At 63.5% G+C, this 7,478-nt stretch carries 9 protein-coding genes and 1 pseudogene; 5 read left to right on the top strand and 5 right to left on the bottom strand.

Going from position 1 to position 7,478, the window contains the following annotated elements; all coding sequences use genetic code 11:
- Nucleotides 1–193: pseudogene (locus QOI01_RS01200) on the top strand (hypothetical protein); the annotation flags it as partial.
- Between the two features lie 3 nt (nucleotides 194–196).
- Nucleotides 197–898, top strand: a complete 702-nt coding sequence (locus tag QOI01_RS01205; protein ID WP_526377821.1) for a siderophore-interacting protein — start codon at nucleotides 197–199, stop codon at nucleotides 896–898.
- A 129-nt stretch (nucleotides 899–1,027) separates the two neighbouring features.
- Here the strand turns inward: QOI01_RS01205 and QOI01_RS01210 are convergent, their stop codons facing one another.
- The 5 genes from QOI01_RS01210 to QOI01_RS01230 form a co-directional block, all read right to left on the bottom strand.
- Entirely contained in the window at nucleotides 1,028–1,303 is a 276-nt protein-coding gene (locus QOI01_RS01210) for a metallopeptidase family protein (protein ID WP_526377823.1), read from the bottom strand.
- Between the two features lie 176 nt (nucleotides 1,304–1,479).
- A complete protein-coding gene (locus tag QOI01_RS01215) occupies nucleotides 1,480–1,980 on the bottom strand; it encodes a hypothetical protein (RefSeq protein ID WP_526377825.1) in 501 nt (166 codons plus the stop codon).
- The gene (locus tag QOI01_RS01220) at nucleotides 1,977–2,546 is read right to left on the bottom strand and encodes a hypothetical protein (RefSeq protein WP_526377836.1); all 570 of its coding nucleotides are present in this window, start codon (nucleotides 2,544–2,546) and stop codon (nucleotides 1,977–1,979) included. The genes QOI01_RS01215 and QOI01_RS01220 overlap by 4 nt, the downstream gene beginning before the upstream one ends.
- A 63-nt stretch (nucleotides 2,547–2,609) precedes the next feature.
- Nucleotides 2,610–2,894: a hypothetical protein gene (locus tag QOI01_RS01225; protein ID WP_526377827.1), complete on the bottom strand. Its 285-nt coding sequence runs from the start codon at nucleotides 2,892–2,894 to the stop codon at nucleotides 2,610–2,612.
- Between the two features lie 295 nt (nucleotides 2,895–3,189).
- Nucleotides 3,190–3,429: a hypothetical protein gene (locus QOI01_RS01230; RefSeq protein WP_526377829.1), complete on the bottom strand. Its 240-nt coding sequence runs from the start codon at nucleotides 3,427–3,429 to the stop codon at nucleotides 3,190–3,192.
- Nucleotides 3,430–3,706: 277 nt separating this feature from the next.
- On the opposite strand from QOI01_RS01230, the gene QOI01_RS01235 reads away from it, so the two are divergent.
- From QOI01_RS01235 to QOI01_RS01245, 3 genes are all read left to right on the top strand, one after another.
- Entirely contained in the window at nucleotides 3,707–4,006 is a 300-nt protein-coding gene (locus tag QOI01_RS01235) for a hypothetical protein (RefSeq protein ID WP_526377831.1), read from the top strand.
- Between the two features lie 1,475 nt (nucleotides 4,007–5,481).
- A complete protein-coding gene (locus QOI01_RS01240) occupies nucleotides 5,482–6,822 on the top strand; it encodes an FAD-binding oxidoreductase (RefSeq protein ID WP_526377833.1) in 1,341 nt (446 codons plus the stop codon).
- Nucleotides 6,819–7,478: flavin-containing monooxygenase (locus tag QOI01_RS01245; RefSeq protein ID WP_526377835.1), on the top strand; the 660-nt coding region annotated here is incomplete at its 3' end. The genes QOI01_RS01240 and QOI01_RS01245, both read left to right, overlap by 4 nt.

Here is a 7,478-nt window from a genome sequence, read left to right on the forward strand (position 1 = left end):
ATGGCTGGAGTGCGTCCATCGCCGCGACGTGGCATCGGACATCACCATTCGCACGGTCGGTGACATCGCCGACCGCTGGGTGCGGACGCCGGATGGCTGGCGCCTCGCGTCCCGCACCATTACACCCATCTTCGACCCGCCGCCGGCCTACTGGAATGGCGCCGAAGTGAACGCCGCTCACCCGACCGTGTGATCGATGGTCCGCCTCCACGACCTCGCCGACACGGTGTCGAACCGGCTCTTCCGCGCCATGCGAGTCACGAAGGTCTCCGACCTGAAACCGTTTCGAGAGATCAGCCTGACGAGCGTCGCTTCCTGGACCCCGGGTGACAAGATCCAGGTCCGAGTCGCCAGGGACGGGTTGACGATGCGCACCTACACGCCAGTCCGCTGGGACAACACCACCGGTGACACCACTATCCTCAGCTATTTGCACGGGGACGGGCCGGGCTCCGCCTGGGCCCAGAACGTTGCGGCTGACGACTCCGTCCAGGCCGTCGGCCCTCGCCGGTCGATCGACCTGAGGAGATTTTCCAGCGCGCCGATCTTCGTCGGCGACGAGACGTCGGTAGGTCTTCGCATGGCGTGGACGGCCGCTCACCCGAACCTCCATCCCGTGCGCGACATCTTCGAGGTGGGCGCCGACAGTCCGACTGCACTTCGTGCACTCGGACTGGAACCCATGCTCGTCACGCGCGAGGAGACAGACGATCATCTTCCGGCGCTCGTCGAACAGGTCGTCGCTGCCGCCGCCGAGCACCACGAGTCACCGCTCATCCTCACGGGCCGCTCTACGACCATCGCCGCGATCCGCCGAGCGTTGAAAGCAGCCGGACACGCACAACGCATGACCCGTGTGAGGACATATTGGGATCCCCGACGAACGGGACTTGACTGACCTCGGCGACCAGAACTGCGCGGTCACACGCATCGGGACCAGCTAACCAATGCGAATTGCACTGTGGCCCGAGGGATTTGAGTCAAGTTGTCGGCGGCGGCAAGACTCGCGCGGAGCATCAGCAGCACGTCAGTAGCGATCGAGCTCGATCAACCGCTCGTCGCTGATCCCGAAGTGATGCGCAATCTCATGGAGCACGACGTGCCTGATCTTGCGGCGTAGGCGATCCGCGTCGCCGGCAGCGAGTCGCGTGATCGGCCCGGCAAAGATGCTGATCTTGTCGGGAAGCACGCCGCTGTACGTGCTGCTCCTTCGCGGCAGTGGTACGCCGCGGTACCGGCCGCCGGCCGACGACGCCGGGCAGGATTCGGTCGGCCACCGCGTCCAGGTAGTCGACCACGTCACGCTTCGAGGCGTCGGCGTCGGGACTCAGTGGCTGGTCGAGGTTGGTCAGGTCGATTCCGTCGCGCGGCTCGCCGGTAGCGGGATCGCGCTTGGGGCTCATGGGCCAACGATGGGTCGAAGGCAATGGCCGCCTTGCCGGTTCGGCAAAGCGGCCACTGCGTGGGGGGTTCCAGATCTCACACCGCGAGCAGGCGCTCGAAGAACTCGCGGTAGCGCTTCAGGGCCACACGGAGATCCTCGGTCGAGGCTTCCTCGCCGCGTGCCCATTGCTCCTCGAGTCGCGATCGCGCTTGAGTGAAGCCGGTGGTGAGGTGCTCGACGACATCGGAGACGAGGCTGTCGGCTTTCTGAACGCACTCGCGGGGATCGTCGACGAAGCCGGCCTGCACGTTGTCCCAGCGTGCACGGAGCCCCGCCAGATGATCGTCGGCGAAGAGCTCTCTCTCGGTGGACGATTCGGGCTGGTCGCTTGAACCGTTAGCCGGTGCGGCCGACGATTCGGCCGATGCGGCCGACGGCTCGGCCGGTGCTGTCGACGGTTCAGCCGGTACGGTCGACGGTTCCCTCGTCACGGACGAGGAATCTGCCTGCTCGGTCGCGTGATCATGCTCCTCGGTCGAGGGTTCGATTCTGTCGGCCGAGTGGGTGACTTCGGTGTGCTGATCGTGGGTAGTCATGCGCTTGCCTCCTGTGACGTGTCCTTCTCTGTTTCAAGCAACTTCGCGAACAGCGCGCGGTAGTGAACGAATGCCTGCCGCTGCTGCTCGGTGCCGACCTCGCCCCTCTGCTGCGACAGATTTATGTCGTGAGCGGCGCGGTAGTTCTCGACGACCGTCGGGTGGTCGACCGAGATGTCGGCCGCCTGCCGGTCGAAGTCGTCGACGGGGTAGCCACGCTCGCGCATGACCTCGGTGACGAGTAGGTCCGCTTCTCCCACCGCGCTCGACGGGTGGTCGACGAAAGCCGTCTGGACCACCCGCCACCGGTTGACATAGCCGTCCAGCGCCGCTGGCGTCAGCGGACGAATGTCGAGCTTTTCCCGCTTTCGCTCACGCTCGGTGAGCTCCTTTTCTGCTGCTTTTTCGTCGTCGGCCGCGATTACGGTCCGCTCGTATTCGGGACCGAACCGCTGCTTCAGCCGCTCCGTCTTGCGCCGAGTCGTCTTGTTGGCGATCACGATCGCCACTGCAAAGATCGCGGCCGCGGCCGCGACCGCGACTAGAATCCATCCCCAAACAGGCATTTGTTGGTACCTCCTCGCTCTTTTTTGGTGCATACCCAAGGGTCTTCCTACGGAAACGTCAATTTATTCTGGACTGAGTCCAACCTTCGAATAGGCCTGTTTTACAACGATTTTCAATCTGTCTTCGCCGGCCAGCGTCGCGGTCACGTCATCGAAACCGACCGTCTCGCCGAGCACCCACCGAACGCCGGGCCTCGACGTCGCGTAACAGATCACGCTTGTCAGCAGGCCGGCGTCATCCTCGTCGACGGTGATACCGGTTGGCGGCTCACCTTCGGCACGGGTCATGAACGGCCTCACGCAGGCGTGCTGAACCTCGTATGCAAGCTTCTGCAGCTCGGCGAGCATCGGGACCGTCAGGTGAAACGACACCGACGCGCAAGACGCCGCCGACGCGTCAACGAGGTATCGCTCACAGCACCCCTCGGCTGCTTGGCAGGCGCGTCCATCGCGTCGCCGAGCGCCCTGATCTCGGGGTCGAGGTAATCGGCGATGATCGCCTCGACTCGCATGAGATCACTTGCGCCGCTTGGTGTTTACCCCAGCCGGTGCCTGGCGAGGTTGGCCCGTTCGGCTTTGTACTTTTTGATCGCGTTCGATCTCGGCCTTGCGCCGTTGATTGAATTCGGCGAGATGATCTAACTCAGCCTGTGGTGATCGTGACAGAATCTCTGATAATTGGACTTTTTCTGGCCATGGTCGTTACACCTTTCGCGGGTGGTTGAAATTGATTCAGGTAATCGGCGATGCGTTCCGGTGGAATGTGTTCGGCGTTGCGCAGAGCGGTCGTGATCTCAGTGAAACGCCGCGTGTCTTCACGTTGTATCTGCGCGAGTTCTCGGCGAGCACGGCTCTGGCAGGCAGCGGTGTGCGCGTTGCTCACGCCCCGAATGATTCTGCCGCTCATCGGTTGTCGATCGTTCGGGCGAGCGTGTCAACTTCATTTGAATCGAACTTGAGCAGCTCCGGACCAACGCGGTGGCACGAAATACATCCAACGGCAACGTACTTGAGCAAAGTGTTGGGGGAGATGCCGAGACGTTTTGCGGCCTGAGCCGTAGAAATCAATCTCGCGCAGGGATCAACGCGTTCACGCGCGGTACCTCACCCCTGACAACATCGTCCGACAGCCGGCCCCGGCCAAATTCAACGGCCTGCCCGTGCTCGGAAGTTACGGCCGCGCGTTCCTGATCGAAAGTAATTTCCTCCCATCGAGTTACGTCGCCGTGGTCGCGACCAACGGACCCGGCAGCCTCAACAACGCGGTCGGCGTGCGCCAGCACCCCATCACCGCATATCAGGGCTTGCGCCAGATACCCGGCAACGGGCAGTACCCCATCGTGGAATCGTTGTCTCAGCGTTCCTTCGGTGTGGGCGTGCGGCATCGCTCGGCAGCCGTGTGCATCAAGGTCGGCACCGAGTCCTACACCGTGCCGCCCGCTGCGGCAATCCCGGTCTAGGTGGCGAATCACAAGTGACAGTGCCCGGTCCTTTCATTCCCAGCGACGGGCTGTCGTGTGGACTCGGGTCAGCCCAGCGCAAAGGCAACGCCGACCGCGAGTCAGAATTCAGCCACGGTCGCGGCCTTGTGCCACCTCACCTAGAAGACGCCCCGCCTTCCGAAGGGGGGCGTTACCGCGGACGCACGCCGCCAGCCGAACCGAAAGTGAAGCTGGCGCGGGGTGAGCCCGTGATAATCAAGCGCGGCGGGTGATTCTTCATACGTCGCTGATTGACAAGGTCGGGTGCCCTAGCAACAGCACAATTGCGGCGTCAACTTCAATAGCGGTGTCGGAATTAGTTGTCATTTTCCTCCCAGATGAGTGGGACCCCCGTATTGGCAAGGCTAGCAAGGTGGTACGACTCTGCGGCGGGGCTCTAACAGGCCCGTCTAAGCGATAGCGTGCCGCAACCGATCCGACGCTCAAACGTTGGAAGACAGCGGCGCATTGGCCGAGCTAACGAATCCGACCCGCCAGAGGGGCAGCGCCGACATGCACAGGAACTCCCCGCCAGGATGGTTGCTGCGCCGGGGGCGACGGCGACCTAGCCAACCGATTCGAGCGTGATTCGCTGACCGGGATCGCAGGCCGGTCGCACGCGTCGCGTCCTCGGCTCCGAAAACCGCCCCTGAGCTGCGGCTATGTTGGTGGCAGGTACAGGATTCGAACCTGTGTAGGCGTAAGCCGACGGATTGACAGTCCGCAGAACTGGGTGTCCGCGTACATCTCCGTTCCCTGGACGGCGCCGACGTGCAGTGATGGTTTCAGGGTGTCCCCTTATCTCGCCGCTTCTCGCCGCCGCGCCAAGCTGACGGCTGCAGGCGGAAGGACCCTGGAGACGCTGAGCGCGTAGCGCGATCCATTACTCATGAGACCCATCTCACACACCACCGTATAGCCGACGCTGCCGCTCCCCGCCCCAACGTCGCCCTCAGCCGGCTTCGCCTAGTCCTGGCCCGCTCTGATTTGCGGGCCCAACCACCGATAACGACCGATTCCGTCAAGCCGACTGGTGGCGACAACGATCGCACGACCCCAAACTGCCAGGAGCAGGCAGAGTCTGAACAGAGCTTCGCAAGGCGCGGGGTTCTGTTGTGGGCGTAGTTCAGCGAGTGACTGTCGTCACCGTTGTCGTCGAATATGTGGTCGGCGGAGTGATGGGCATCGTCTGGTGGTCGAGCGCCTCGGGTCCGATGACCCTGTGAATCCAGGCTGGCGATGAACCTCGTCTAGCCAAGGGTCGTGTTACCGACAGGCCAGGAAAAGCGGGTGGACGGATGGCCGGCGTTGTGCCGGCCGCGCCTTCCGTTCACCGTCAGCGCCGGCTGGCCCATATCTGGGTGACCCTCAGGGTTGCGGAGCCCGGAGCGTCGGCTGACGCCACACAAAGCCATGCGGTGGCTCCTTTAGCCACCGCGAAGCGAGAGGATGCCATGGTTCTGCTATCCACCGAGACGACCTACATACGCGGCACCGGAGAATACGAGGCGGCCCGCCGGGCAACGGTTTGGAACGGACTCGTGCCGGAACGCTTTCCAGATGTGATCGTTCATGCCGACGACACCGACGACGTGATCGCGGCGTTGAACTACGCCCGCGTCAATGGGCATCGCGTCGGAGTCCGCTCAGGCGGTCACAGCTGGGCGGCAAGTCATTTGCGTGATGGCGGATTACTGCTCGACGTCGGTGCACTGGATCACTGCTCGGTTGACCGAGATCGGATGATCGCGACCGTCGGCCCCGGCAAGGTCGCCAACGTCTTCGCCGCCGAATTGGACGCGCAGGGGCTGTTCTTCCCGGCCGGTCACTGCGAAGGTATCTGCTTGGGAGGCTATCTGTTACAGGGCGGGTACGGCTGGAACAGCCCCGTGCTCGGACCGGCGTGCGAGAGTGTGCTCGGCTTGGAGGTCGTCACCGCCGACGGCGAGCTGATCTACTGCGACGCCGAGCATCATCCCGACCTGTATTGGGCAGCCCGCGGCTCGGGCCCAGGCTTCTTCGGCGTCGTCACGTCCTTCACACTGCGGATTTATCCACGCCCAGCGGTCATTGGGACCTGCATGTACCTCTACCCCACCGAACTCGTCGATGAGGTGTTCACCTGGGGACGGAGCATCAGAGCCGAAATCGACGAGCGGGTCGAAATGCAGATTCTCACCTCGCGAAGCTTCGAGGCGATCGGGTTCGACCGTCCCGGCATCGTCATCGCCTCCCCGGTCTTCGCCGACACCGAGGACGAGGCGACGAAAGCCCTTGCCGTGCTGGGTAGCTGCCCGGTCGCCGATCAGGCACTCATCAAGGTGCCCTACGCAACGACGACCCTGGCCGACTGGTATTCGGTGATCATGAACAACTATCCACATGGACACCGCTACATCGCCGACAACATGTTCACCTCGGCGTCGGCCGAAGAATTGCTGCCTGGCATCCGCGCCATTGTCGAAACGATGCCGCCACACCCCTCCCACTTCATCTTCACCGGGTGGAACACGTCCGCGGACCGCGCCGACATGGTGTACGGCGTGGAGGACGAGATCTACATGGCGCTGTACACCGTCTGGAACGATCCTGCCGACGACGAGCGGTATCGCGACTGGGCTTCCTCGAGTATGGCCAACATGTCACATCTCGCGACCGGGATCGCGCTGGCCGACGAGAACCTCGGACGGCGCTCGGCAACGTTCATCTCCGATGCGAACATGACTCGGTTGGAGGCCGTCCGCATGGCCTACGACCCGGACCGGCGCTTTCACAGCTGGATGAGTCCAAAATGAACGCCAAGCCGGACGCGGGCGAACACCATGACGTCGTCGTGATCGGAGCCGGTCCGTCCGGGCTCGCGATCGCCAGGCGACTCTGGCATCAGCACGGCATCGACGCGCTCGTCGTCGATAAAGCGGACGCACCGGCGATGTCCTGGCGCAGGCGCTATGACGACTTCCGACTCAACACCACCGGATTCCTGTCACATCTTCCCGGACAACGGATTCCGTTGACGACGGGGCGGTGGCCGACCAAGGAGGACATGGTCGCCTATTTCGACGACTACGTACGCCGCCAACACATCACGCTCAAGCTCGGGGTCGCGGTCTCACGTATCGACCACGCGACTGGGGGCTGGCAACTTGACACCGACTCGGGTCCCATTCAGGCGCGCTCGGTCGTGTTGTGCACCGGCAACTACTGCACGCCAATGATTCCCGCGTGGCCTGGGTTGAAGGACTTCGCCGGCGAGCTCGTGCACTCCGACGAGTTCACCAACGCCTTGCCGTACCGCGATCGCGACGTGCTGGTCGTGGGCGCGGGTAATTCGGGCGCCGACATCGCCGTCCAGCTCGCCGACATCGGCGCGCGCCGCGTCTGGCTGGCCGTGCGCACGCCGCCGCATCTGGTGCGCCGCGCGGTGGGACCGATCCCTTCCGACATCTTC

Origin of the sequence: Mycobacterium sp. (genome assembly GCF_032162605.1) — a bacterium.
Taxonomy (GTDB): domain Bacteria; phylum Actinomycetota; class Actinomycetes; order Mycobacteriales; family Mycobacteriaceae; genus Mycobacterium.